General features: G+C 41.3%; 30 protein-coding genes and 1 pseudogene. 11 read left to right on the forward strand and 20 right to left on the reverse strand.

The genetic code is table 11. The features are described 5' to 3' along the window. Positions 1 to 322: 322 nt before the first annotated feature. Positions 323 to 1,342, forward strand: coding sequence for a hypothetical protein (locus NYE42_RS11070; RefSeq protein ID WP_064115745.1), 1,020 nt, complete (start codon positions 323 to 325; stop codon positions 1,340 to 1,342). A 60-nt stretch (positions 1,343 to 1,402) separates the two neighbouring features. On the opposite strand, the gene NYE42_RS11075 is transcribed toward NYE42_RS11070, so the two are convergent. Together NYE42_RS11075 and NYE42_RS11080 are read right to left on the reverse strand one after the other, a co-directional pair. Next, the gene (locus NYE42_RS11075) at positions 1,403 to 1,762 is read right to left on the reverse strand and encodes a hypothetical protein (protein ID WP_064115746.1); all 360 of its coding nucleotides are present in this window, start codon (positions 1,760 to 1,762) and stop codon (positions 1,403 to 1,405) included. A 46-nt stretch (positions 1,763 to 1,808) separates the two neighbouring features. Then, positions 1,809 to 2,045, reverse strand: coding sequence for a DUF4879 domain-containing protein (locus NYE42_RS11080; RefSeq protein ID WP_229024210.1), 237 nt, complete (start codon positions 2,043 to 2,045; stop codon positions 1,809 to 1,811). Between the two features lie 412 nt (positions 2,046 to 2,457). On the opposite strand from NYE42_RS11080, the gene NYE42_RS11085 reads away from it, so the two are divergent. Next, entirely contained in the window at positions 2,458 to 2,547 is a 90-nt protein-coding gene (locus tag NYE42_RS11085) for a putative holin-like toxin (RefSeq protein WP_076982784.1), read from the forward strand. Between the two features lie 230 nt (positions 2,548 to 2,777). Here NYE42_RS11085 and NYE42_RS11090 read toward each other — a convergent pair whose 3' ends face one another. The 3 genes from NYE42_RS11090 to NYE42_RS11100 are packed head-to-tail and all read right to left on the reverse strand — an operon-like array spanning position 2,778 to position 5,646. Then, the gene (locus tag NYE42_RS11090; RefSeq protein ID WP_064115747.1) at positions 2,778 to 3,263 is read right to left on the reverse strand and encodes an SMI1/KNR4 family protein; all 486 of its coding nucleotides are present in this window, start codon (positions 3,261 to 3,263) and stop codon (positions 2,778 to 2,780) included. Between the two features lie 25 nt (positions 3,264 to 3,288). Further along, a complete protein-coding gene (locus tag NYE42_RS11095) occupies positions 3,289 to 3,747 on the reverse strand; it encodes a YrhA family protein (RefSeq protein WP_064115748.1) in 459 nt (152 codons plus the stop codon). A 12-nt stretch (positions 3,748 to 3,759) separates the two neighbouring features. Then, on the reverse strand, positions 3,760 to 5,646 hold the full coding sequence (locus NYE42_RS11100) for a T7SS effector LXG polymorphic toxin (RefSeq protein ID WP_352426461.1): 1,887 nt from the start codon (positions 5,644 to 5,646) through the stop codon (positions 3,760 to 3,762). A 264-nt stretch (positions 5,647 to 5,910) separates the two neighbouring features. Here NYE42_RS11100 and NYE42_RS11105 point away from each other — a divergent pair, with 264 nt between their 5' ends. From NYE42_RS11105 to NYE42_RS11115, 3 genes are read left to right on the forward strand one after another with little or no spacing between them, the layout of a single operon-like run. Further along, positions 5,911 to 6,312 (forward strand): MarR family transcriptional regulator, encoded by a 402-nt coding sequence (locus tag NYE42_RS11105; protein WP_222122215.1) that lies wholly within the window; start codon positions 5,911 to 5,913, stop codon positions 6,310 to 6,312. 13 nt (positions 6,313 to 6,325) lie between these two features. Then, entirely contained in the window at positions 6,326 to 6,895 is a 570-nt protein-coding gene (locus NYE42_RS11110) for a hypothetical protein (protein ID WP_064115854.1), read from the forward strand. A gap of 32 nt (positions 6,896 to 6,927) precedes the next feature. After that, positions 6,928 to 7,137 (forward strand): hypothetical protein, encoded by a 210-nt coding sequence (locus NYE42_RS11115; RefSeq protein WP_064115853.1) that lies wholly within the window; start codon positions 6,928 to 6,930, stop codon positions 7,135 to 7,137. A gap of 186 nt (positions 7,138 to 7,323) precedes the next feature. On the opposite strand, the gene NYE42_RS11120 is transcribed toward NYE42_RS11115, so the two are convergent. Beyond that, entirely contained in the window at positions 7,324 to 7,758 is a 435-nt protein-coding gene (locus NYE42_RS11120) for an SMI1/KNR4 family protein (protein WP_154018752.1), read from the reverse strand. 255 nt (positions 7,759 to 8,013) lie between these two features. Between NYE42_RS11120 and NYE42_RS11125 the strand changes: the two genes are divergently transcribed. From NYE42_RS11125 to NYE42_RS11135, 3 genes and pseudogenes are all read left to right on the forward strand, one after another. Further along, complete coding sequence (locus NYE42_RS11125; protein ID WP_352426462.1) at positions 8,014 to 8,976, forward strand: thermonuclease family protein; 963 nt, start codon at positions 8,014 to 8,016, stop codon at positions 8,974 to 8,976. A 218-nt stretch (positions 8,977 to 9,194) separates the two neighbouring features. After that, complete coding sequence (locus NYE42_RS11130) at positions 9,195 to 10,862, forward strand: recombinase family protein (protein WP_352426463.1); 1,668 nt, start codon at positions 9,195 to 9,197, stop codon at positions 10,860 to 10,862. Further along, positions 10,855 to 11,475: pseudogene (locus NYE42_RS11135) on the forward strand (polysaccharide biosynthesis protein); the annotation flags it as partial. The gene NYE42_RS11130 and the pseudogene NYE42_RS11135, both read left to right, overlap by 8 nt. A 40-nt stretch (positions 11,476 to 11,515) precedes the next feature. On the opposite strand, the gene msrB reads toward NYE42_RS11135, so the two are convergent. Both msrB and msrA read right to left on the reverse strand, forming a co-directional pair. Further along, positions 11,516 to 11,950 carry a peptide-methionine (R)-S-oxide reductase MsrB gene (gene msrB / locus NYE42_RS11140; RefSeq protein ID WP_007409536.1) on the reverse strand — a complete coding sequence of 145 codons (435 nt, stop codon included), beginning with the start codon at positions 11,948 to 11,950 and terminating at the stop codon, positions 11,516 to 11,518. Between the two features lies 1 nt (position 11,951). After that, positions 11,952 to 12,485 carry a peptide-methionine (S)-S-oxide reductase MsrA gene (gene msrA / locus NYE42_RS11145; protein ID WP_003153641.1) on the reverse strand — a complete coding sequence of 178 codons (534 nt, stop codon included), beginning with the start codon at positions 12,483 to 12,485 and terminating at the stop codon, positions 11,952 to 11,954. A 128-nt stretch (positions 12,486 to 12,613) separates the two neighbouring features. Between msrA and NYE42_RS11150 the strand changes: the two genes are divergently transcribed. Further along, a complete protein-coding gene (locus NYE42_RS11150) occupies positions 12,614 to 13,039 on the forward strand; it encodes a MarR family transcriptional regulator (RefSeq protein ID WP_012117803.1) in 426 nt (141 codons plus the stop codon). Positions 13,040 to 13,088: 49 nt separating this feature from the next. Here NYE42_RS11150 and NYE42_RS11155 read toward each other — a convergent pair whose 3' ends face one another. The 5 genes from NYE42_RS11155 to ilvA all read right to left on the reverse strand — a co-directional run bounded on the left by NYE42_RS11155 (position 13,089) and on the right by ilvA (position 16,787). Continuing rightward, entirely contained in the window at positions 13,089 to 13,652 is a 564-nt protein-coding gene (locus NYE42_RS11155; RefSeq protein ID WP_144464454.1) for a DUF2140 family protein, read from the reverse strand. A gap of 9 nt (positions 13,653 to 13,661) precedes the next feature. Beyond that, positions 13,662 to 14,417: an SGNH/GDSL hydrolase family protein gene (locus tag NYE42_RS11160; RefSeq protein WP_144664631.1), complete on the reverse strand. Its 756-nt coding sequence runs from the start codon at positions 14,415 to 14,417 to the stop codon at positions 13,662 to 13,664. Between the two features lie 77 nt (positions 14,418 to 14,494). Then, positions 14,495 to 15,076 (reverse strand): SCO family protein, encoded by a 582-nt coding sequence (locus NYE42_RS11165; protein ID WP_099566858.1) that lies wholly within the window; start codon positions 15,074 to 15,076, stop codon positions 14,495 to 14,497. A gap of 98 nt (positions 15,077 to 15,174) precedes the next feature. Continuing rightward, positions 15,175 to 15,426 carry a DUF2535 family protein gene (locus NYE42_RS11170; RefSeq protein ID WP_007409532.1) on the reverse strand — a complete coding sequence of 84 codons (252 nt, stop codon included), beginning with the start codon at positions 15,424 to 15,426 and terminating at the stop codon, positions 15,175 to 15,177. Between the two features lie 92 nt (positions 15,427 to 15,518). Next, positions 15,519 to 16,787, reverse strand: coding sequence for a threonine ammonia-lyase IlvA (gene ilvA, locus NYE42_RS11175; protein WP_338683643.1), 1,269 nt, complete (start codon positions 16,785 to 16,787; stop codon positions 15,519 to 15,521). 184 nt (positions 16,788 to 16,971) lie between these two features. On the opposite strand from ilvA, the gene NYE42_RS11180 reads away from it, so the two are divergent. Both NYE42_RS11180 and NYE42_RS11185 read left to right on the forward strand, forming a co-directional pair. Continuing rightward, positions 16,972 to 17,964: a sigma 54-interacting transcriptional regulator gene (locus tag NYE42_RS11180; protein WP_352426464.1), complete on the forward strand. Its 993-nt coding sequence runs from the start codon at positions 16,972 to 16,974 to the stop codon at positions 17,962 to 17,964. A 16-nt stretch (positions 17,965 to 17,980) separates the two neighbouring features. Then, a complete protein-coding gene (locus NYE42_RS11185) occupies positions 17,981 to 18,619 on the forward strand; it encodes a hemolysin III family protein (protein ID WP_007409529.1) in 639 nt (212 codons plus the stop codon). A 39-nt stretch (positions 18,620 to 18,658) separates the two neighbouring features. Here the strand turns inward: NYE42_RS11185 and NYE42_RS11190 are convergent, their stop codons facing one another. The 7 genes from NYE42_RS11190 to ilvD form a co-directional block, all read right to left on the reverse strand. Beyond that, positions 18,659 to 19,282, reverse strand: a complete 624-nt coding sequence (locus NYE42_RS11190) for a lysophospholipid acyltransferase family protein (protein WP_021494209.1) — start codon at positions 19,280 to 19,282, stop codon at positions 18,659 to 18,661. Between the two features lie 21 nt (positions 19,283 to 19,303). Beyond that, on the reverse strand, positions 19,304 to 19,789 hold the full coding sequence (locus tag NYE42_RS11195; RefSeq protein ID WP_007409527.1) for a dihydrofolate reductase: 486 nt from the start codon (positions 19,787 to 19,789) through the stop codon (positions 19,304 to 19,306). Further along, positions 19,786 to 20,580: a thymidylate synthase gene (locus NYE42_RS11200; RefSeq protein WP_043021189.1), complete on the reverse strand. Its 795-nt coding sequence runs from the start codon at positions 20,578 to 20,580 to the stop codon at positions 19,786 to 19,788. The genes NYE42_RS11195 and NYE42_RS11200 overlap by 4 nt, the downstream gene beginning before the upstream one ends. A gap of 99 nt (positions 20,581 to 20,679) precedes the next feature. Then, positions 20,680 to 21,288: a YpjP family protein gene (locus NYE42_RS11205; RefSeq protein WP_352426465.1), complete on the reverse strand. Its 609-nt coding sequence runs from the start codon at positions 21,286 to 21,288 to the stop codon at positions 20,680 to 20,682. Positions 21,289 to 21,550: 262 nt separating this feature from the next. Further along, positions 21,551 to 22,321: a class I SAM-dependent methyltransferase gene (locus NYE42_RS11210; protein WP_251257384.1), complete on the reverse strand. Its 771-nt coding sequence runs from the start codon at positions 22,319 to 22,321 to the stop codon at positions 21,551 to 21,553. A 39-nt stretch (positions 22,322 to 22,360) separates the two neighbouring features. Continuing rightward, the gene (locus tag NYE42_RS11215) at positions 22,361 to 22,795 is read right to left on the reverse strand and encodes a BrxA/BrxB family bacilliredoxin (RefSeq protein WP_003153619.1); all 435 of its coding nucleotides are present in this window, start codon (positions 22,793 to 22,795) and stop codon (positions 22,361 to 22,363) included. An 81-nt stretch (positions 22,796 to 22,876) separates the two neighbouring features. Then, positions 22,877 to 24,553, reverse strand: a complete 1,677-nt coding sequence (ilvD, locus tag NYE42_RS11220) for a dihydroxy-acid dehydratase (protein WP_007409524.1) — start codon at positions 24,551 to 24,553, stop codon at positions 22,877 to 22,879. Between the last annotated feature and the right edge of the window lie 165 nt (positions 24,554 to 24,718).

Genomic DNA, 24,718 nt, shown 5'->3' on the forward strand with positions numbered 1-24,718 from the left:
GATTCAAAAGCAAAAAGAAACAGTATGTTAAGGGCGCAGATATCTATGATAAGGTAAAGGCCCAGAGATATGCTAGTAGTAAAACAGGTAAGTCTTATTCAGTTGCTGCAACCAAAAAAATACAAATAAATATTATTGCTCTAAACTTGTGTGGCAATCATACAAAAATACAAAAGGAACCGACCTAGACAGTAATAGAGGCGCACTTGTCACACCTGCAGATATTGATCGTTCATCAAAAACTGTTAGCTACTAATCATTTTACTTGCAGATTTATTTTGCAAGTGTCTTTTTATTTTATATAAAAGATAAGGAGCGTTATATGAAAAAGTCTTATGTTTTATATGGGATTTCAGGAGTTCTAATTGGTGCAATAGTTATATTGTTGATCAATGCATTCTTTATAAATAAAGGTGAACACTCTGTAAGTACTTCTAAAATTAATCCAACCGAGGATAAAATCTTTTTTATCTATTCAAATCCACTTATCAAGAAAAGCGTACTCATATCCACATCACAAGGAGAAGAATTTAATAAACGATACTTTAAGGTACCGGATATACCATATATCCAGAAAAAAACCCCCTCTTCAGACGATATCGTCTTGTTAGCTGAACATGAACCATATTATTACACATTAAAAAACAACACCATTAAAGAACATAAATTATCCAATCCATTTGCTTTTTGGTATCAAGGAGAAGATATTTCTGTAAAAGCCTATAATGTCGACACCAATGGAAATGAACTGAAAGTAAATGATAAAAAGTTCAATAAAAAATATAGCCTGACTTTGCCCTCCCTAGTAACCATGGGAGAAAGCGATGATAAGTATATTTACGTCATTCAAGGAATGTCTTTGTACGTCATTGATAGAAAAACAGAAGAGATTATTAAAACGATTGGATTAGCTTCCTATGGAGATGTATTTGATCACTCTGAAAAATATGTTGTGGCTAGCTCAGAACATGAACTAACTGTAATCGAAAAAGGATCATGGAAATCAAAATTCATAAAATATCCTGATGATCTCGAACAAGCGGACGCTGTGTATTACGACAAAAAAAACGGTAAATTTTACGTTACATATATTAATAAATCCGGATACGCCTGCTTACTTGAGTACGATAAAGATTTTTCTTTTGAAAAATTCGATTTAAAATTTCCGTATATGAATGCAAAGTTTAAAGATCAAAAACTTTATGTGATTTCACAAGAGGAAAACAAAAAAGGCATTGGTGGCTATATGGGGATTTTTGATATCCGTACTAAAAAGAAACTTAATAAATTTGATTTGCCTGAAGAAGAAACAAAAGTGCAGGACTTTATGGTTTTAGATTAAACATAAAGAATAAGTTGCAAAGCAAAAGCCCCTTCCTGAATAAGGGGCTTTAATTTTAAATTAAATAGATGTTTTATACGCGTTAATGGCTTGATTTCTCAAAAGCATATTATCTTTCGTCACCATTCCAAGATTGTATGCTTGTTTGATGATATCCAGCACTTGATTATCGGTTTCAGTTACAGCTCGTCCACCCGTTATTCTAGATTTCCAGTAATCGAACTGGTGATTTAATTCTGAAGTGCTTTTAAGGTTTTGATTATCAACCACTTTTCCGTTCTCGAGCGCATCTTTAAATACATCAAAATTAATTGAACATTGCTGATTCGAATTACTTCCTGCGCCTTCTGTCGCTAAACTGCAAAATGCTAAAAACTTAGGGTCTTTCGTAATGTTGTAAGAGTTATTAAGGCCTTCCATAACATTCACCCTCTCTCAAATTTTACAACGTTGCTGTAAATGATTTTCATGTTTTTCCCAAGTCCTTCAACTTGAATCTCTCATTTGAAGGAAGTTCGTTCATTGGAATTTCAATGTATTTGTCCCATCCTATCACTATCCTGTTTTGCCCAAGTAGAGCATCATATTTGTATATGTTTGCTTCACCTTTGTATAACAAATTCCTTCCGTCTTTGGCATTAATGACGGTCGAATTTGTATAGTCCATAAAGCGAACTTTAATATGCAGCTTGTCACCTTTCAAAACATTTGTTGCATTTGGTTTGCTGCTTGTAAGGGATTCCCAAGCAAATTTGTTGCCATCTGTGACGGAAAGAATCTAAAAACTGTAAAGCGGTGCTGCTTCAACTGCTTTTGCTTTCGATGTGTGAATGGAAAACATCGTTGTAGCAGCAAGAAGTGTAATTGTTACTAAACTAAGCACTTTTTTCAATTCCTTAATCCTCTTGGTATTATTCCACATGTCATTTATCGGTAATTCCAGCGAGGTATTTAACTTAAATACAAAAAAAGAACCTGATTCTAACTTGGTTCTTTCGTTTTAGTAACTGAATGGGTTTTTGACGACATATAAATGGAACTAGTGTATAATGTTTCCTGTACATTAAAGCATGCTCACTCAAGGGAGTCTTGCTCATCCCCTACGAAAGGGGGTAATGCTTATGTCAACATTTCAGGCATTAATGTTAATGCTTGCATTCGGGTCGTTTATAATCGCCCTGTTGACGTATATAAATAAAAAATAGACCTCCCTTGAGACTGGAATCCTGAAGAGGTCTATCACGAATAACCGCTGAGCAAGCCCTTTGATGGGCAGCTTTTTGTACAAAGCCGGGGTGTTGGTAGCACCCTGGTCTTTTTATTTTATGCATTTCTTATTAAAGAAATACACTGTAACCAGTCTGTATTTTACAGTTTGATTATAACACATTAAATGAAACCATTGAAATGATTTGCAAAACTTTTGTTTATTGGATTATTCAATTTCTACACCATCATACGCATAGCCTAATGATATAAATTCACCCCTTAACCAATACCAGTGCCTACCCTTATTCTCAAGCAATCGCTGTATTAAATCAGTAAATGAAGTGGCTATTACCTGTGTTTCACCAACAATTCCATGTCGATCAAAAAAGCTATCGTAACACTTACCTTTACGATCTTCATTTAAATCAATTGTCAGATATTCTCCTTTTCCATCCGTACAAACAATATACCACTCGGATGAAATATCTTCTTCACAAAGTTCCCCAACAATAACGGGGTTAGCCAATTTAAACTCATGTGGACTTACTATATATATTGGATAATCCGCATTTTCATATAAAACTGCTCCACCACATTGTTCATAAAATTCCCTAATATCTTTTGGTAGTTGATGCTTCTCGCCTATTACTGGGAGACCATCAGCTTCAAACAACCGACAGTCTGATGTAGAAGCAATCTTTTTGATTAACATATCCACACCTTTGTATTACTTTTATTTAATTGTCTAAGCTAAATTTCAATGCATCAGCTAGCATGGTGTTAAAATCATCAAATTTGTTCATCAACGTTCCAGAGGGTTTATCAAGCTCCAAATATTCATTCTCAATCACATCTAAGCAATACCAAGCTGTATCTGAATCACCAAAAAACAGGTATTTTTTCTGTTCGTCATTTTCGTGCCATTGTTCATTTGTTTCAATAAAACCATAAACTTCTTCATCATTTTCTTCTTCCAAAAATATTTTATCCAGCCCATAGATTACCAAGCCATTAAAATCTAATCCGTTAACGGTTTGAAGAAATTTTTTATATCCTGAAGGAATTTCATTTATAGGGAACTTACCTAATACTGCTTCTTCAAAATTTCTTAATTCTTTGTCTGTAACAGGAGAATTCAATTCATCTCCATACTTTTCTTCAGTTTTTCGAATTTCCTCCAATAAATTCATCCACATAAAACTGCCTCCTTATTTCTCACTTGGATATATTTCACCATTAGGAATAGGCCAATTAATTTTCTTTGTTTCTCCTGGTGTTAAACCTTTTGTTAATGAATTTTGCTCATTAGTTATTGCTTTATGGTAAGGGTCGTTTTTGATCAAGATCAAGTTATCCATATCGTTTGTGCCACCGTCATCTAAAGGAAGTTTATGGTGAACTTGATATCCCTTAGGGTTGAGACCATCTTTCATTCTGGCTATATCTTTATCTGTTAAGCCAGCCTTCTTGAGTTTCTTAACTTTATTAGGATCATTTGATAGACCTTTTAAAAATTGTTTTTTAATAGAACTGTTGAACTTTCTTCTAAGTATTGCTGTATCTTCTGGGCTTCTCTTTGTGTAACTAATTTCCTTAACTTTAACATCTTTCAAAAGAACCTGTTCACCTTTTAATGTTCCTATAAAGTCATCGCTACCAGCTGATTTATAAAGCACACTCTTCTTCTCGTCTATCGCTTCTTTTAATATTGATGTGTTTTTAACATTATGAGTATTCTCTATATCCTGAAGGATACCTGCATATGCCAATTGATTATTATTTATAGAAAAAGAATTACTGAAGACTTTCCCTTTATCAATTCCAGTCTTTACGCTATTAGTAACTGCTTTTTCTCCAGCTCCTAAGACTTTATCAACCTTGTCTGCTCCAGTTGTAGCTAACTTACTTGACCCTTTAAGAATAGAGCCCCCACCTTTTAATCCAACAAGACTTCCAACAGCATAAGTTATATAGTGCGCTCTCGAATAAGCATCACCATTGACCATTTTATCATTCCAAGAATCAGATAAGTCTTTCCAAATAATTTTAGCATAAGTAGGTGTTTCAATTATGGTACCAGTTATTTTTAATAGCTTCTGCTCATCAGAAAGCTTTGAAAATTCCCAAGTACCAACTGCCAAGTCTTTGGCACCAACTACCGTATCCTTAACAATATCATATGCCCCTATGCCTACACCTTTTAAAATATCCCAAGTCACTTCTCCGGCTTCTTCCAGCTGTTTTGCTTGTTCAAGCTGAATGACATATTGCTGCTGGGAAGGTTCAAGGTTTTCATAGCCGATCTTCTTCGCAATTTCCAAATATTCATCCGGATCGGTCACACCGTCAGCGAGCTTTTTCTTCAGATCCTTGATTTCCCGCTCTTTTGCTTCTTCCTTCTTAAACGTTAAATATGTGTCTGAATGTCTTGCAATCTCGCCTTTTTTCTTATGTATGTCACTTTCCCTGTATGCCTTGGCGTTATAGTGAAGCGGAGTGGCGTTTTTCCCTTTTCCCGTAGCGTTTTGGAGCTGCTGAAAATCTGCCTGAATGAAATGTTCGTTTGCCTCGGTTTCTGCGTATTCTTTCGTTAGATCATGATCAAGTTTGCCGAGTTTATGTATGGTATCGTTCCTTTTTTTATCTGCTGACTCAAGCTTTTGATCGACATCTTCTGTAGAGAAAACATCAAGATGAATGATATCGCTGATTTCATCAAGGATACCTTTCATTTCATTGCGCTGCTCCTGCATGATGGCTTGTGATTGATTCTTCGCATGGATCAGCTCGTGTTCTAAAAAGGACTCTTCCACAAACGAATCGCCCAATCCGGCATCAGCTACTTTTCCTGAAATACTGTTAAGAAACGCAATCTTCATATCGATCAGATCAAGCCAGCTGTCTGTGACACCGGCGTGATCTTGAAAGAATGCTTTAATGTTGTCTGCGCCTTTGCCTGAAAACTCACTGTCGTCTAAGTCAGCCATTCCCTGAAACGCTTTTCTGAGATTGATAAATTGTTCTCTAATCTGATCGTATTCTTTTGCTCGCTTTTCAGCTGCTGAGATTAACGAGGATGCTTCAAATACTTTCATATCTATCTCCTTTCCACTTATTCTCATCTAAATTTTACCACAACATAAGGCATCTAAAGGACTTCTTTCTTTTTGTTAAAGTGCTTTTGTTTAGGATTCAGAACCCTTTAACAAAACCTACAGTTTCATCCGATGGTTGTACCGAAAACCTCCTGAACTTATAGTACTTCTTAATTGACAATAATGATTAGATGTTATATTATTTGCTTGCGCAAGAAAATACATTTCTGAGTTTGGAGTGGTTTGATGTCGGAAGTTAATGAGATGGATTTACTTAAATGGTTACAAATTATGCGTCGATACTATATAAAAAAATTAGATCAAAAACTCATTTCACATCATTTAAATTCTAGTCTTTATTATTATATTGTTAAATTATTTGAATTTGGTGATCTCCCCCAAGAAAAAATTGTGCAGCTTACAGGAGTAAATCCTAGTAATGTAACAAGGGCAATAAAAAAATTGATTGAGCTGAATTTTATTTGTAAAAAAGAAAATCCTAATGACCGAAGAGGTTTTTTATTATCTTTAACTAAAGCAGGGGAAAAAATGTACCCAACGATCATGGAAAGTATCGAAGAGGTAAACAATGAGTTTCTGTCTTCACTTTCACAAAAAGAAAGAAAGTATTTTATTGAATCCATAAACAAATTAGCAAATAAGTAAGGATGTCCTATTCATGAATAAAGAAGAAAAAATTCAACAAGTCGTAACTATTCCTTCTCATTATCGATTAGTGGAGAAGCGAACAGAAACAAGAAATGGTAATAATGTAACTATTTTACGCTATCAAAAAAACGGAAAATTCATTTTAAATGGACCAAGAATTATTGCTGTATTTGAGGGAGACGAAATGATCAGTTTGAAAAATCTCTCAGTCGTTCCCGAAGGTAAGTTCCTATCCACAGACCGTGCAAAAGAAATGGCTGAAGGGATTTTTTCAAAGATAAAGCCCAGTTATGCAATGGGATTGTCTTTTATAAGAATTGATAATCAACAACGTCAGTTTATTGATGAGAATGGAAAAGTTAATCAGTTCCCTATCCAATGGATTAAATTTGGTCATAGCAATGGTAGCTATAACTGGGTTACCTTAGGAGCGAACGGATCGATCATTGAAATGGAAATAGATTCTCACTGGGATTATTTCCGAGGCCGTAGAAAAACAGAAATGTGGGACAACGATGATTGGGTTCTTGCTAGAGAAGGAAAAGGCCCACAACTTCCAATTCCTAATGCACTAGCATAACAAGCAAATTTATACCGGGGGTAATGATTCATATGAATGAATTGCAATATGAAAAACAAATTAATCAGCTAGGTCAATTAAGAGAAAGACTTCGCCAACTTGAAGACGTTGATTACGTGACCGCACATTACAAAGGTTATAGCACAAGCGGAGCAACACTAGAAGAAATTAAAGAAGAAATAAGTATTTTAAAGGTAAAAATATCGAAACTTGAAAAACAGCTAGACGATATCGGTTGGTAAAAAGTATGGCAAGAAAACGTGGGTTAAATTTGAGATTCATCATCAACTTCCAAAAGAATAATGGCGGTGGAAACTAGAAAAGCAATTTAATTCCTCTTGATGTAGGAGTGAAGTAGATCCAGTGTGGCTTCCTATACAAAAAAGAAATAAGAAACAAATAATTGAAAGACTCCAAATCGGAGTCTTTTATTCTGAAACATGTTTATAATACTCTTGTATATTCGGACTCACTTCCCAATATTTCGTCCCGTTAGAAGACACTAACATATCAAACCATATCTCAAAATTAGAATCTAAGTTAACTGCATCTTCAATATCATCAATTGAATCTAGATATAGCATATAACCTAATCCGTTTCTTGATTTGTTTGTGTCTATTACATATCTTCCATCATAATGATATCCAATTAGGACGTATCCCTCGGGGAAATCTTGAACTTCATTATATTCAATAATTCCTTCTGTGCTAAGTAATTCAACACCATTAAACATTTCCATTCCATTGTGTTTAAACAAAAACTCTTTGTAATCATTAGGGAAAGAAACTCCTAACTTCTTTTCTAGATTAGTTACTTCTTGAGGGTTTGCTGGATCTCTGAAATGAAAAGTAGCATCTTCCATGACATGTCCCCCATGATGAAACATAGGAAATGTACCATATTTAGAAACTGCTTTCTTAATACCATCAAGAGTCATGTGAACTAACTTTCCTTCTTTCATAAAATCTCCTCCTTCACAAACACGTCCACTAAATTTTACCACACAAAAGATGAGAACTTTTAAATAAAACCAATTTTACAATCATTGGTTTTATACTTATAATTAGGAAGATTTGTCCGATAAAGAGACAGAACAAACAAATTTGGGGGAATTACATTGAAGAAATTGTTGTTAGGTATTGGAGTTTTGTCTCTAAGCTTTTCTTTAGCTGCGTGTGGGTCTGATTCTACTTCTACAGATAAAACAGATTCCGATACAGCTAAAACATCGCAGCAAGAAGAAAAGGATGCAGAAGAGACAAAGACAGACACTCAATCAAACGACAAAAGCAATAACAAGAATGAAAAAGCCGAAAATGCTTCAAAGAAGGATTCGTCGGATAAAAAGACATCTGACAATAAGAAAAAGCTGGTCGATGTAACACTTAACAGAACAGTTGATGGGAATACAATTAAAGTTAACTATAAAGGCGAAGTCAAAACTGTTCGTTATTTACTTGTTGACACGCCTAAAACTAAGAACCCAAACTCTTGCGTACAACCATATGGTGAGGATGCTTCAGCAAGAAACAAACAGCTGGTTAACAAGGGAAAACTTCAACTGGAGTTTGATAAAGGAGATCGTACAGACAAGTATGGCAGAATGCTGGCTTACGTTTATGCAGATGGCAAATCAGTACAAGAAACACTGCTTAAAGAAGGATTAGCACGAGTAGCTTATGTATATGAGCCAAACACGAAGTATTTAGACACGTATAAGAAAGATGAGCAAGCTGCGAAAGATAAAGACTTGAAGATTTGGAGTAAGAATGGATATGCGACTGATAAAGGATTTAATGGCTGCGTAACGAAACCGAAGAAATCAGTAAGTGTATCTAAGCCGGCTCAAAAGTCAGTTACAACACACCAATCCGAGACACATAAATCGAACTCAAGCGGTTCAGCATCAAGCAGCTCTTCTAACTCTGCACAAGCCTCCCCTTCTGCTGGAGGAACAGAACACTTTGCAAACTGCACAGAGCTGAGAAAGAAATATCCGCATGGCGTACCAAGCACTCACCCTGCTTATACATCTAAGATGGATCGGGATAATGACAACTTTGCATGTGAGAAGAATTAATTATTTTGAAGTCCTCTGAGGCTTCTTTTTTTATTTGGGTATTTTCTTAGGCTAAACAAAAAAAACATAAGCGTATGAGCGAGCTCTTTAGCCCAACACTTAAAGAATACAGCCCCTACAATATTTATTACGTTATTTTCGTATTCAATGTCAGACAGAATATTGTACGAATACTTCTCTTTTTACAGTAAATACAATAAAGAGGAGGTGCTGATTTTTTGGAGTTAAAAAACATCGTTCATTCTTACAACATTACAAATATTTTGGGTTATCTTAGACGCTCTCGTCAGGATATGGAGCGAGAAAAAAGAACAGGTGAAGATACGCTAACAGAACAAAAAGAACTCATGAATAAAATACTGAAGTCGATTGAAATCCCCTATGAATTAAAAATGGAAATCGGGTCAGGAGAAAGCATTGAGGGCCGCCCTGTTTTTAAAGAATGTCTTAAAGACCTCGAGGAAGGCAAGTACCAGGCAATTGCTGTTAAAGAAATAACAAGACTCAGCCGCGGGAGCTACAGTGATGCGGGACAAATTGTTAACCTTCTTCAAAGCAAGCGATTGATTATCATTACACCATATAAAGTTTATGACCCTCGAAATCCTGCAGACATGCGTCAGATTCGTTTTGAATTGTTTATGGCCAGAGAAGAATTTGAAATGACCAGAGAGCGTATGACAGGCGCTAAATACACATATGCGGCACAAGGGAAATGGATTTCCGGACTAGCGCCTTATGGATACCGGTTAAACAAAAAAACATCCAAACTAGTCCCAGTCGAAGAAAAAGCAAAAGTCGTTCAATTCATCTTTAACATCTTTTTAAATGGGTTGAATGGAAAAGATTATAGTTATACAGCGATTGCTTCTCACTTAACAAAATTACAAATACCGACTCCATCAGGAAAAAAGCGCTGGAATCAATACACAATTAAAGCAATTCTGCAAAACGAAGCGTATATCGGAACTGTTAAATATAAGGTTAGGGAAAAAACAAAAGACGGTAAACGAACAATTAGACCTGAAAAGGAACAAATTGTAGTATCGGATGCACATGCCCCTATAATAGATCAAGAACAATTTCAACAATCACAAGATAAAATTGCAAACAAAGTCCCCCTGCTGCCTAATAAAAATGCATTGGAATTAAGTGAATTGGCAGGCGTATGCACTTGTTCTAAGTGCGGTGAACCATTATCTAAATACGAAACTAGACGAACGCGAGAAAACAAAAACGGCACGGAAAGTGTGTATCACGTTAAATCACTCACTTGCAAAAAGAATAAATGCACTTATGTAAGATATAACGATGTTGAATATGCCATTTTGGATTACCTCTCTTCTTTAAGCAACTTAGATAATAAGACTTTAACAAAACATATCACTTCAATGATTTCTAAATACGAAGACGTAAATAGTAATGTGAAAACAAAAAAGCAAATGTCTGAACATCTTTCACAAAAAGAACAAGAGTTAAAAAACAAAGAGAATTTTATCTTCGAGAAATATGAGAGCGGCATTTACACTGATGAACTTTTTTTGAAAAGAAAAGCTGTTTTAGATGAAGAATTTAAAGAACTCCAGATTGCCAAGCATGAGCTCAATGGAACTCAAGAAGCGCAATCAGAAATAGACAGTAATACAGTCAGAAACAACATAAATAAGATAATTGATCAATATCACATTGAATCAAGCACAGAGAAAAAGAACGCGCTATTAAGAATGGTCTTCAAAGAAGTTATCGTTACGATGACACAAAAAAGAAAAGGGCCAACTCCGGCTCAGTTTGAAATTACCCCTATCCTAAGGTTTAATTTTTCGTTATCGACCTCACCGTCACTGATAGTCCCTCAAAATACAGTAAATATCTTAAAAAACCGATAAAGCCGTTTCCCCGGTAAACACAATGGGAGCTACGAAGCTGTTGTCCGAAAAGCTGTTTCATCAGGCAAATCAGCATGTTCAAAACCGCGGTACGGTGTTTTGTTCGGTCCGCTTCGGCAATGTGCTCGGTTCACGCGGTTCTGTTATTCCTATTTTATTTGAGCAGTTGATGGCAGGCGGCCCGCTCACCATTACGGATAAAAACATGACGAGGTTTTTTATGTCGATTGATGATGCCGCAACGCTCACCCTGCAATCTGCGGCGATTACAAAGGGCGGAGAAACATTTATTTTTAAAATGGAGTCCCTGAGGCTTGAAGAACTGCTTCACGGATTTGAAGAATATGCGTTCCGGCACGGACTGCCTCGCCCCGCCGCTGTTGAAGTAGGAAAACGCCCTGGTGAGAAGCTTCATGAAGAACTGACCTCTCCTCATGAGACGGAATCTTTATATGAATGGGGCAATCTTTACGCGATATTGCCCGACCCCGCCAAACATCCGGAATTTCGGAAGGTCAATCTCCCCAGATATCAATCCGATCAGGCGCCGCTCATCACAAAAGACACAATCGTAAAGATTATTGAACGATTACATGAAGAAAAAAAAACATAGAAAAAAGGCCTGTCTGATAGGCAGGCCTCATTGCTGAGCTCTATTTTTCAAATAAATGCAGACAGGCTTCATAGCCCTCTTCCTTCAGCTTGTCTTTCGGAATAAACCGGAGTGCCGCAGAGTTAATGCAATAACGGAGACCGCTTGGCCCCGGACCGTCATTAAATACGTGGCCTAAGTGGGAATCCGCTGTTTTGCTTCTCACTTCCGTCCGGATCATCCCGTGGCTTGTGTCCAGTTTTTCGTCAACCTCTTCTTCCTCAATCGGTTTTGTAAAACTGGGCCAGCCGCAATGAGAATCGAATTTATCCAGAGAAGTAAACAAGGGCTTTCCCGATACGATATCAACATACAGCCCCTCTTCTTTGTGATCCCAGAATTCATTTTGAAACGGCGGCTCCGTTCCGTTATTTTGTGTGACTTCATATTGCATGCGGTTTAATGATTTGATTTTTTCTTCTTTATTAAAAGCCATCTTATCTGTCCCTCCAATGCTCATCCAGAAAGCCTTGACGTCCGGAACCTACACGGTAGCGCCCGTAGTGATCAGGATTTTTCTTATAAAAGTGCTGATGATAGCCTTCCGCTTCATAAAAAGGCTCAGCCTTCAAAATGTCTGTCACGATCGGCTTTTTAAATATACCGCTTTCTTCAAGCTGTTTTTTTGAGGCTTCAGCGATTTGTTTTTGTTCATCATTATGGTAATATATCGCCGCCCGATATGAACTTCCGCGGTCTGCAAACTGGCCGCCTGCATCAGTCGGGTCGATCTGCTGCCAAAACAGCTCGACAAGCTTTTCGTACGGATAAATGTCAGGTTGAAATGTGATTTGAACGGCTTCTCTGTGTCCGGTCGTTTCACTGCACACTTCTTCGTAAGTCGGATTCTCAGTATGACCTCCTGTATAGCCGGACACCACCTTTTCAATCCCGGGCTGTTCGTCAAACGGCTTCACCATGCACCAAAAACAGCCGCCTGCAAATGTGGCGATTTCTTTTTTTTCTGACATACGGGTGCCCTCCTTTGTTCATACGTGGTATTATTATATTATAGCATGTATAAACAGAATAAAAATAATTCTGCTTTCAGGGGAAGCTGAACGAATGCCACGCTGACTACATATTGGAGGTTCATGATTTGAAAGTAAGGACACAAATGATGTATGATATGGAAGCTTTGCTTCGAAAAGTGTTTAAACAAATCAGAAATGAAGTTAATGAAATTCTAGATAAAGAGCTGTCCAGGAATGAATTTATCATTTTGCGGATTCTCAGTGAACAAGGGCCTAAAAAAGTAACGGAATTCGCCCCCATTCTTGAGGTCTCCGCAAGCCACATTACCGCAGTGACCGACGCTTTAGTAGAAAAGGAATGGATCACCCGCATCCGTTCTAAAGAGGACAGGCGAATTATCAGAATCCATATTACGGAAGCCGGGGAGAAAATTGTCGATCATTTCAACCAGAAAAAAACAGAATACTTTTTTAAACGGTTTGACTGCTACTCTGATGAAGAGCTCGCAACGTTAATCAAACTGTTCAGCAAGCTGGATAAAAAACGCTGACACGAAAAAACACAAATCCCTTAAAGGATCTGTGTTTTTTTATGAAAACTTAATGTTTCGGATGATAATAGGAAAATTCAATTTCATCCGTGTCGAGATTGATTTTATCCGCTTTTACATACATGCCGTTGTCTAAAGGCATTTCCGACAGACGGATCTCGATGCTTTTATCCCCGGAATGAACGTGCACAAATGACGGGAGTTCATAAAAGCTGTCCATATAATTCAGCACAAAGCTGATCGGCAGGCTTAATTCGCCTAAGGAAAACTTCGTCACTTTCAACATCACATCTCCGTTCTCCTGTACGGACGGTTCAAATGTGACGACCGCGTTAATGGAGGTTGAGAATGCTTTGATTTTACCTGCCACGTGCACATCGTTATTGATGTCCACTTTGTAGTCAAGCTGATTCGATGCCTTCTCTTTTAAGTACGCATTCACAAACCTGGCAAGAGATTCTTTCGAGCTCGTGATATGAAAGCCGTACTCACTTTTTGTCTGATCTTGTATTTTCGCCTGCTCTCCCGGCATAACCAATAATGTCACAATTACCGCGGCGGCAATCACATTGAGTGCGAGAAGAACAAAAAACAGCGATTTCCACTTTTTCATCATTTCACCCTATTCTGCTGGTAACCCTTGTTTTTCAATGATGCCGTACATTCGATCGGCGATAAGTGCATACCCTTTTGCGTTCGGATGAAAATCATCATCCTTTGAAATCCGTCTGCTGCCGCTTTTTTGACTGAACAAGTCTTCAACATTCACCGCGGCGGCGTGAGGATCTTTTTCCAGCTCTTTTGCGGCGATCTTGTTCCAATCCGTTACAACCCCATTAATTTCTTTTAATTCAGGCAGCGTAAACGTGAATGGATTATACATGCTGACATACACCAGCTCTGCGTTTTCATTATATTTGCGGATTTTTGAAACGATCGCCTTGAACCGTTTTTCAAAAGGTTTCTCTTCCTTTTGGAACGGCTGAACCGTCAGCTGCATCATATTCTGGCGGAGCACCTTCATTAAGTCATTGCCGCCGATGGTAAAAAAGATATAGTCGGCGCTCTTTAATGATTTCTGCACTTTTTTATTATCAAGCTTTTCCAGCAGGTCCGACGTTTTGTCACCCTGCACCGCATAATTTTTAATATCTACCGTTTTCACATGTCCCTTTTTCTTAAGAGACTCCGCTGTCCTGCCGACGTATCCTGAACCGTCAGGATCTCCTACTCCTTCAGTCAATGAATCACCGACCGCAGCTATGACAATATGATCTTTCGTTTTCGGTTCTTCAGCGTCAGAACCGGTGCGCTGGACAGAACAAGCTGATAAAAGCAAGGCCAGTCCGGCGATCAATGAGAACATTCGCAGCTTCAATCTGGTTGCTCCTTCCCCGTCTACTAGTGGAAAGTGTAACATGTTTTTTCAGATTTGAAAATGTCTAATCTGCCAGTTTACTTGAGCTCCTCAGCCGCTCTGACATCTGAGAGGATGTCATCATACGGAACCTTCTGCACGCCGTCATAATCTTTAAGCACCTTTCCGTCAGGTCCGACTAAATAAAAAGAGGTTTTATGTATGACCTGGTCCTCTCCCTCCGGCTTTTTAACGATTGCTTTAAAGCTGTTCAGGGCAAAATCTTCAATGTCCTTTTGGCTGTAACCGGTCAGAAAATCCCAGTTGCGAAGCGAAAGCGGATATTTGGAAGCAAAGGCTTTCAGCTGTTTCGGCGTATCCTTTTCAGGATCTACACTGAACGACACAATCCGCACGTCCAGATTCTCAGCCTTCAGTTTTTTTTGCAGTTCGGTCATGTGGGCCGTCATCGGCGGACAGACCGTATTACAATTTGTAAACATAAAGTCGGCAATCCAGACATGCCCCTTCAGGCTTTTCAGTGACACTGTTTTCCCGTCTTGGTTCTGATATGAAAACGGTTCAATCTGATAGTTCAGCGGGTCTTTTATCGTTTTCCCCCCGCAGGCGCACAAGAGCAGCAAACAAAAGACGGCAGCGAAGATTTTCATTTTTTTCATTTCCATTCCCCCCATGGATAAAACGCTTACAGCATTCATCATAAAAAAATTCCCGCACCCTCCCTTATCAAAAGGAAGGCGCTAAGGAATATGCACCGTTATGCGTTATGTTTTAAAATCTCTTGGTTGAAAACGGCCTCGTAATCTTTCCACTTCATACGGCGCTTGACATATTGTCGGAATGAATACACTGTTCTCACACTTTGTGAAGCAAAAACCTCTCTCAAATAAAGCTCAAGGTGCTGATGAATTTGAAAAAAATAATGTTCACCTTCCGTGACAACCGGTATTTCTGTCACTTTTACCTGAATCCCGTCCTGTCGTTTGAACTCTAGGCTTTTGAGTAACAAGATATCAATCCTTCTTTTTCGATTGTTTTCTTTTTATTATATACAATCTGAGAAAGCGTGTCTGTCATTTTGCGCGGCCGTTCTAAAAAAAGTCAGATTAACAGGTGGAACAGATCCTGATCTTTATTCACTTCTACGTAATGAAATCCTTTTTGATTCATCCGGGCAATGAGCGCGCCGTAATCTTCCCGATGCTTAAGCTCAATGCCGACCAATGCGGGGCCGCTGCTTTTGTTATTTTTTTTCGTGTATTCAAACCGGGTGATGTCATCATCAGGACCGAGCACCTCATCAAGGTATTCGCGAAGCGCTCCCGCCCTTTGCGGGAAATTAACAATAAAATAATGCTGCAGCCCCTCATAAATCATGGAGCGCTCCTTCATCTCCTGCATTCTGCCGATGTCGTTATTCCCTCCGCTGACCACGCAGATGACGTTTTTCCCTTTAATCTCTTCCTTGTACAGATCAAGTGCTGACACGGACAATGCACCCGCCGGCTCCGCTACGATGGCGCATTGATTATATAATTCGAGAATCGTGCTGCACACTTTTCCTTCCGGGACAAGCACAACGTCATCGACGACGGTTTCGAGCGTTTGAAAGGTTTCAGCGCCGATTTTTTTTACGGCCGCCCCATCGACAAATTTATCAATTTTCTCGAGTTCAACCACTTGTCCGGCTTTTTTCGATTCAAAATAGGAGGCTGCGCCCTTCGGCTCTACCGCTATGATTTTTGTATCCGGCGAGATGTTTTTCATGTACGTGCCGAGCCCGGACAGAAGTCCTCCTCCCCCTACACTTGCAAAAAGAAAATGCGGTTCAACGTCAATGTCATTTAAAATTTCGATGGCAGCCGTTCCCTGTCCGGCCATGATATCGGGATCGTCAAACGGATGAATAAACGTGCGGTTTTCTTTTTCACAGCATTCCGCAGAACTCTTATACGCATCATCGAAAGTGTCACCCGTCAATATGATTTCAACAAATTCTTTTCCGAACAGTTCCACTTGGGATACTTTCTGTCTCGGTGTGGTTGACGGCATAAAAATCTTGCCGTGAATGCCGAGGTGTTTGCATGAAAACGCAACCCCCTGCGCATGGTTTCCCGCACTTGCGCATACAATTCCGTTTTCAGTCTGCTCTTTTGAGAGCTGCCTCATTTTATTATAAGCCCCTCTGAGCTTAAATGATCTGACCACCTGCAGGTCTTCTCTTTTCAAATAGATATTGCAGCCATACCTCTCAGAAAGTCTGTCATTCCTCTGCAAAGGCGTATGTATCACAACGTCCTTTACATTTTGGTGCGCTTTTAAAATGTCTTTTACCTGGATGAGAGAGTCTTCTTTAAGCAACGGTTTCATTTACAGAGTCCTTTCTTATTTAAATCCCTATTTAATATGCCATTATAACATGAATATTCAAATAATAAGACAATTATTTTAATTTTGTAAATAAAATTAAATGAACCGATACAAGAGAAAAAGATATTTTTGATCGCACAAACGTGTTATACTTAAACCAATTAGAACCAAAAGGAGCCAATTCATGAGTGTAATTGAACAAACTGATCCTTTTTATCAGCTGGCCGGCGAACATCACACCTTTTCAGAAGCGAAACGATTGGCCTCGCAATTTGCCTTATCTGATTTGCCGGTCTTCATAACAGGTGAAGTCGGAACCGGAAAAAAACAAATGGCCAGAGCGATCCATCATAAATCCCGCAGAAACAGCGAACTATTTATTACCGTTCACTGCAGCCAAAGCGAAGAGCGGCTCGAATATGAACTGTTCGGCGCTGAAGGCGCATTAAACAGGGCCCGCCGCGGAACATTATTCTTATATGAAATCGGAGACTTGCCGCTCTCGGTACAGGCCCGCCTTCTTTCCGAGCTGGATGCCGGGCTTTCCGCCCGCATCATTGCAAGCAGCACGGCGGATCTTGGTGATACCGGCGCAGAAAATACGTTCAGCCAAGATTTATTTTACAGGCTTCACGTGTTATGCCTTCCGCTCCCTGCTTTATCTGAACGAAAAAGCGATATACCGCTTCTTCTGCAGCATATGCTGACAGCCTCGGGGCAGCATGTTCATATCGATCCGTCCGTTTATCCGCTGTTTGAGCGGCACACCTTTAACGGCAACATCAGAGAACTTCAAAATGCGGCGTACTATATGGCCGCGGCAGCATCCGGCAGCACGATTTATCCCGATGATGTCCCGCTGTATATCAAAAACAGCCAGAAAGCGAAAACAACTAAGAAAAAAGAAAAACGGCTGACATTGATGGAGAAAGAAGAGTTTTTGTTTATTTTGGAATCAATTAAAGACTTAAATACAAAAGGCGAACCCGCCAGCAGACGGAGCATATCCGAATTAAGCGAAAACAGCACAATGACATTATCGCCCCAGCAGGTCAGAAACAGGCTTGATTACTTAGAAAAGATGAACTATGTGACAAAAGGCCGTGGACGCGCTGGAACAAAAATTACATTAGAAGGGTTGAGCTTTTTGCAGTCACTGCAAAAGCAAATCCTTTAAAAAGGAGGACATTTGATTGTTCACAATAAAAGAAGAAATCGCAAATGCCGTCACACACGGAATCGGTGTATTGCTGTCGATTCCGGCGCTTATTTTTCTCATTATCTTCGCGGTGAAATACGGCTCGCCGACAGACATCGTCAGCTTTTCAATCTTCGGCGCTTCAATGCTGCTGCTGTATCTCAGCTCGACTCTTTTGCACAGCATTCAGCATAAAAAAACGAAAGACATTCTTGAGATTGTGGATCATTCCGCGATATACGTATTAATAGCCGGAACATATACGCCATTTTTATTAGGACCCCTAAAAGGGGCGCTCGGTCTGACCCTTTTAATTATTGTTTGGTCGCTTGCCATCGGAGGCATCGTGTTTAAAATCTTTTTCGTGAAGCGGTTTATCATTTTTTCAACGCTTGTCTATTTAATGATGGGCTGGCTGATCATCGTCGCCATTAAACCGCTGTACGCTTCGCTGTCAGGCCCCGGTTTCGGCCTTCTTCTTTTCGGCGGCTTATTGTATTCCGCCGGCACAATATTTTATATTTGGAGAAAGGTTCCGTATCATCACGCCATTTGGCACAGTTTTGTTTTAGGCGGCAGCGCCTCGATGTTTTTCTGTATTTTATTTTATTGCGTCAAAGTCCCCTTTATCTGAAATAAAAAGCACAGCCTCTCTATAGAGGCTGTGCTTTTTTTATGCACGAAGCCGTTTCTGACCGGCCGGATAATAAGCGGGCTTTATATGTAATTCAATGTCAGCCGGTTTCAGCCGTTTCAGTAATCTGCCCCGCAGCAGCCGGTCTGTTCCCGAAGTGCTGACAGGCACAATCGGGAGATCGAAACGAAGGGCCAGTTCCTCCGGATTGATTTTGCCGTCTTCGGACAGAATCAGGCTTTGCCCTTTTTGCAGACGGACTTCTGCCTCCTGAAACACGGCATCCCGGCTGTCTCCGTCACAAATGACACCCATCAGCCGCAGCCAATTTCCGAGAAACGGCATCCGGAAAGCTTTCTCGCCAGCGATAAAACCAGCCGGCTCTTCAAGATGTCCCGCAAGCAGCAGAAGATCAGCCGGGCGTAATCTGGGATGCACATACAATACGGGGCCGTCCGGGATCGGCTGATCATGATGAATGCCGATTGCCGATCCCGACACGTCAATGCAGCCTCTCATAAAGGCTTTCGGCCGCTCATACACCAGCCTCATCTGTTTTTGAAAAGAAAGCCGCGGGTCAAGCTCTTTTTGATTGATATATTCCTGAATATTTTTCATGAACATAAATACAACGTACATCACAAGGCAGCCGTAACGAATCAATTCTTGTCCCCCTGCTTAAACTCAATTCTTTTTCTCGTATACAAGATACTCATAATCGTAAGGGTTTTTTTCATCTTTTACTCCCTGTTTGCGGGATGTCAATTCCCATTCAGCTTCATTAAATTCCGGAAAAAAACGGTCTCCTTCAAAGACATGGTGAATTTTTGTCATGTAGAGTCTGTCCGCATAAGGAAAGAGCGCACTGTACAGCTGGGCTCCGCCGATCACAAAGCATTCTTCATCCGCCGGGATCAGCTTGAGCACTTCCTCAGCCGAGTCGGCGGTAATACAGCCTGGGAATAAAGATTCGTCCCGTGAGGTTACAACGATGTTACGCCGGTTCGGAAGCGGGCGTCCGATTGATTCAAACGTTTTCCGCCCCATTACAATGGTGTGACCCGTCGTCACTTTTTTGAAATATGCGAGATCATCGGGAAGATGCCAAGGCAGATCGTTATCTTTTCCGATCAGCCGGTTTTCATCCATCGCAAAAATAAACGAAATCATACGCTGACAGCTCCTTTTATGTGCGGATGCGGGTCATAATCCTCAATGATAAAGTCTTCAAACGTAAAATCAAAAATAGAATCAACGTTTCGCGCAAACCGCAGTTTCGGCAGTGGACGGACATCCCTTGTCAGCTGCAAATTCACCTGCTCCACATGATTTTGGTAAATGTGGACGTCTCCGAATGTATGAACAAACTCACCCGGTTCAAGCCCCGTCACATGCGCGATCATCATTGTTAAAAGCGCATAAGACGCAATATTAAACGGCACGCCGAGAAAGACATCCGCTGAGCGCTGATAAAGCTGACACGACAGTTTTCCGTCCGCGACATAAAACTGAAACAGGCAGTGGCAAGGCGGAAGCGCCATATGATCAATTTCGCCGACATTCCAGGCGCTGACGATTAAACGTCTGGAATTCGGGTTTGTCTTGATGTCGTGAATCAGCCGGGAGATTTGATCAATGGTCTCGCCGTCCGCTCCGCGCCATGAACGCCATTGAGAACCGTAAACCGGTCCGAGTTCTCCGTTTTCATCCGCCCATTCGTTCCAGATGCGGACTCCGTTTTCCTGAAGGTAGCGGACATTCGTATCTCCATTTAAAAACCAAAGCAGTTCATGCGCGATGGATTTAAAATGGAGCTTTTTCGTCGTAAGCATCGGGAAACCTTCCTGAAGGTTAAACCGCATTTGGTAGCCGAACGTGCTGATCGTACCCGTTCCCGTACGGTCTCCTTTTTTTTCTCCGTTTTCTAACACATGACGGCACAAATCTTTATATTGTTTCATTTTTTTCATCCTTTTAATGTAGTCTTTTAGTAGTGTAACACAATAAAAAATCATTTCTGCAAAATTTCTCAGAAATGATTTTTTTATTTCTTCTCGCTATTACACGCTCATCCAGTCAGGCGGCGTATTGCGGTCCCAGTAAATGCTGCCGAGCTCATGATGTGATTGAAATCCGTCTTCAGCGGTATGGTAATGAAAATTAAACCAGTAGCCGTCTTGCGGAGGATGATCCCGGCGGACGTGGAACCTTAAAAGATCTTCACCCGTAAGCCTGTTATACACATGAAAAATTTTTTCAGTTTTTCCGGCCGACGGTTTGCTGGAAATAACCACATCCTGATACGCTTCATCATCTTGAAACTTGGCTAAATGTCCTGTGATCACATCTTCGATTTTCGGCAGAATTTCACTTCTGTAGTCCTCTTCAATGACCGGAGAAATTTTGCTGCCGAATTTTAAAAATGATTGATTTTCAGCATCACCGAGAAGCTGCTGCTGATACGATTGAAACAGTAATTCAGGCTCCCGCCCTGCCTTCTCTTCTCCCGGGAGGGCGTGTTCATCATAAAAAGCGGTGTAATCATTCTGCTCAAGACTGCTCGACTGTCCTGAAGGCTTGTCTGTCATCAAAGCAGCCGGAGGAGACACGAGTCCGAACGTTACAATGGTAAACAGAACCACAAGGGTCTTTTTCATCCACAATTTCATGACAGATTGTTCCCCTCTGTTTTATTGTCCTCTTTTCCTTTATTTTAGCATAGATGAAAGCGCGGCGTCATGTCCGGCAGCGTATTATCATGCAATATGGGAAATTGGTAACTGTGACTGAGCGGATAAACCGCTTACAATAAGAAGGAGAAAAAGGAGGGGATGAGATGATTAACGCTTTATTTGCGACTGTATCACTTCTCACGCTGCTTTATTTTGTCGTTATGGAAATCACTGATTAACGAAAAAGAAGCCCATGATATCATGAGCTCACATGGATGACACCGAAGTGGAAAAGCGCCGTCTTTCTTTTCAGCACCTTGAAGCCGTATCGTTCAAACCGCGGGCTTTTCCAATGGTCTTTAAGCACTACGCATTTTTTCGCCGCCCGGACGGCTTGCGTGATGCACTCTTCGTTAAAACCCTCTTCTGCCAGCGCGCGGAGTGGTGCAATGCCGTCTGACGTTTCAACAGGTTCGTGAAACATCGGGTCAAAATAAATGACATCTACCGATGAATCAGGAAGCTCCCGCAAATAATCGGCGCAGTCGGCATGTTTGACCTGAATGCGTTTCATGGCGGTTTGGAGCTGCTCCATTCCGGTTTCCCACGTTTGAAGTCCTGTTTCAACAAGCAATGAGACAAGCTTGTTTTTCTCCAGGCCGATGACTTGTCCGCTTTTTCCGACTGCCAGGCTTGCCAAAATCGCATCGGATGCCAGGCCGAGCGTACAATCTAAAAAGGAACCCCCTTCGCGTAATCCGGCTGCTTTTAACAACGGCTCGGCTTCCCCTCTCAAAAACCGCTTTGCGCGGAACATCGCTGTATTCGGGTGAAAAAAGAACTTCTCCCCTTGCTTCGTGTAAAGTTCGAACCGTTCCTTTCCGATGACTAAAAGATCGCTAGCCGCTCGTTCCAGCATTTTTTCAATGGGCTGTTTATTGCGGCTGCAGTAAGTGTCACCCAGCTTGACACTGAGCGACTGCGCTGTGTGTATCGTATATTCGCTTGGTCGGTAACTCGTTGTGATCATTTTTTTCCCCAAAAAGAAAATGCCCGGAATTCGGGCATTTCAGCAGTGCGCATCGAAGGCATCCGTCAGATTTTTCATAATTTCCTCCATGTCATGCCCTTCGATTTCGTGACGGGGAATAAAATGAACGACCTCTTTTCCTTTTAACAGCGCCATTGATGGCGAGGAAGGTTCCTGCCCTGTAAAGTATTCACGCATTTTTGCAGTTGCGTCTTTATCTTGACCGGCAAATACGGTAACCGTATGATCAGGCGCTTTTTCATGCTGTAAAACAGCCTGAGTCGCAGCCGGACGGGCAAGACCGGCTGCACAGCCGCACACGGAGTTGACAACGACCAATGTCGTGCCCTCTGCCTGTTCCATAAAGCTTTCTACTTCTTCAGCAGTCGTTAATTCCTGAAAACCCGCACCCGTCAGCTCACGGCGCATCGGCACGACCAGCTGGCGCATATATTCTTCATAAGCCATTGACATAAAAAAGCCCCCTCTAAAATCCTTATATGAAGTCAAGGATACTATAGAGGGGGCCGGAATTCAATTGTTCAGGCCTCTGTTTTATATTTTCATGATTCCGCCCGTATTGGCGCTTGTTACGAGTTTGGAATACCGGGCTAGATATCCTGTTTTCACTTTCGGCTCGAAGCCTTTCCATTCGGCCTTGCGTTTTTCCCATTCTTCTTCAGGCACTTGTACGTCCAAAATCCGTTTTTCTATATCAACGATGACATGGTCGCCGTTTTCTACGAATGCGAGCGGGCCGCCTTCAGCCGCTTCAGGCGATACGTGCCCGATTGAAAGGCCCCGGGACGCTCCTGAAAAACGGCCGTCTGTAATAAGCGCCACTTTCGGGCCAAGCCCCATTCCGACAATCTGAGACGTCGGAGCAAGCATCTCCGGCATGCCCGGGCCGCCCTTTGGCCCTTCATAACGGATAATGACAACATCTCCTTCTTTTACTTTGCGGTTTATAATACCTTCAAGCGCGGCATCCTGGGAATCAAAGACGACAGCGGGACCTTCATGTCTTGTAATCCCGTCCTGTACGCCGCCTGTTTTGATAATGGCGCCGTCCGGAGCCAGATTCCCAAACAGGACGGCCAAACCGCCTTTTTCGGTAAACGGATTGTCAAGCGGATGAATCACGTCATAATCCTTTACTTCATGACCCGCAATGGTTTCTCCGAGTGTGCGGCCTGTTACAGTAAGCGCGTCAAGATGAAGCGCCCCTTCTTTTTTCGCCAGTTCATTAAGGGCCGCTGAGACTCCGCCCGCTTCGTGCAGATCTTCAATGAAGACGTCCGAGGCCGGCGCCAATTTCGATAAGTGAGGCACTCGTTCAGCCACTTCGTTAATGCGTTCTAAAGAGTACTCAACCCCAGCTTCATTGGCAAGCGCAAGCGTATGAAGCACTGTGTTGGTTGAGCCGCCGAGAGCCATGTCTAACGCAAATGCATTGTCAATCGCTTTTTCGGTGACGATATCGCGCGGCTTAATGTCTTTTTTGATGGTCTCCATCAATTGGGCCGCTGATTTTCTCACAAACTCTCTTCTCTCCGGTGAAGTTGCTAGAATTGTTCCATTGCCCGGAAGCGCCAGACCGAGCGCTTCAGACAGACAGTTCATGGAGTTTGCCGTAAACATGCCCGAACAAGATCCGCACGTCGGGCAGCCGAACTGTTCCAGCTCCTGCAGGTCGCTTTCACCGATTTTCCCGGCTTGATATGCGCCGACGCCTTCAAATACTGAAGAAAGCGAAATTTTGCGGCCGTCGCTTGTGCGGCCGGCTGCCATCGGCCCCCCGCTGACAAAAATGGTCGGAATATTAATCCGCATAGCCGCCATCAGCATACCCGGCGTAATTTTGTCGCAGTTCGGAATGCAGACCATTCCGTCAAACCAGTGCGCCGAGACGACCGTTTCAACTGAATCGGCAATGATTTCGCGGCTCGGCAGCGAATATCTCATCCCGATATGCCCCATCGCGATTCCGTCATCTACTCCGATCGTGTTAAATTCAAAAGGCACACCGCCCGCTTCCCTGATTGCTTCTTTTACGATTTTTCCAAATTCCTGCAGGTGAACATGCCCGGGAACGATATCGATGTATGAATTACAGACCGCGATAAACGGCTTGCCGAAGTCTTCTTCTTTTACGCCGGCAGCGCGAAGAAGGCTGCGGTGCGGCGCTCTGTCAATTCCCTGTGTGATCATGTTGCTGCGTAATTCTGCCATGGTGATCCCCCTACTGTTTTTAGACTGTGCACTATTTTTAAAATTTTCAGTTTATTTAAGGGCGCGTTCTGCAAATTACCTGTTTACAGTGTCTTTGCCCTGTCTCGCTTTTCTACTCTTTCTGTATTTCGATAAAAACCCTCCAACAATTAATATTGTACTTAC

The sequence above is a fragment of the Bacillus sp. FSL K6-2865 genome (assembly GCF_040311405.1).
GTDB lineage: Bacteria > Bacillota > Bacilli > Bacillales > Bacillaceae > Bacillus > Bacillus velezensis.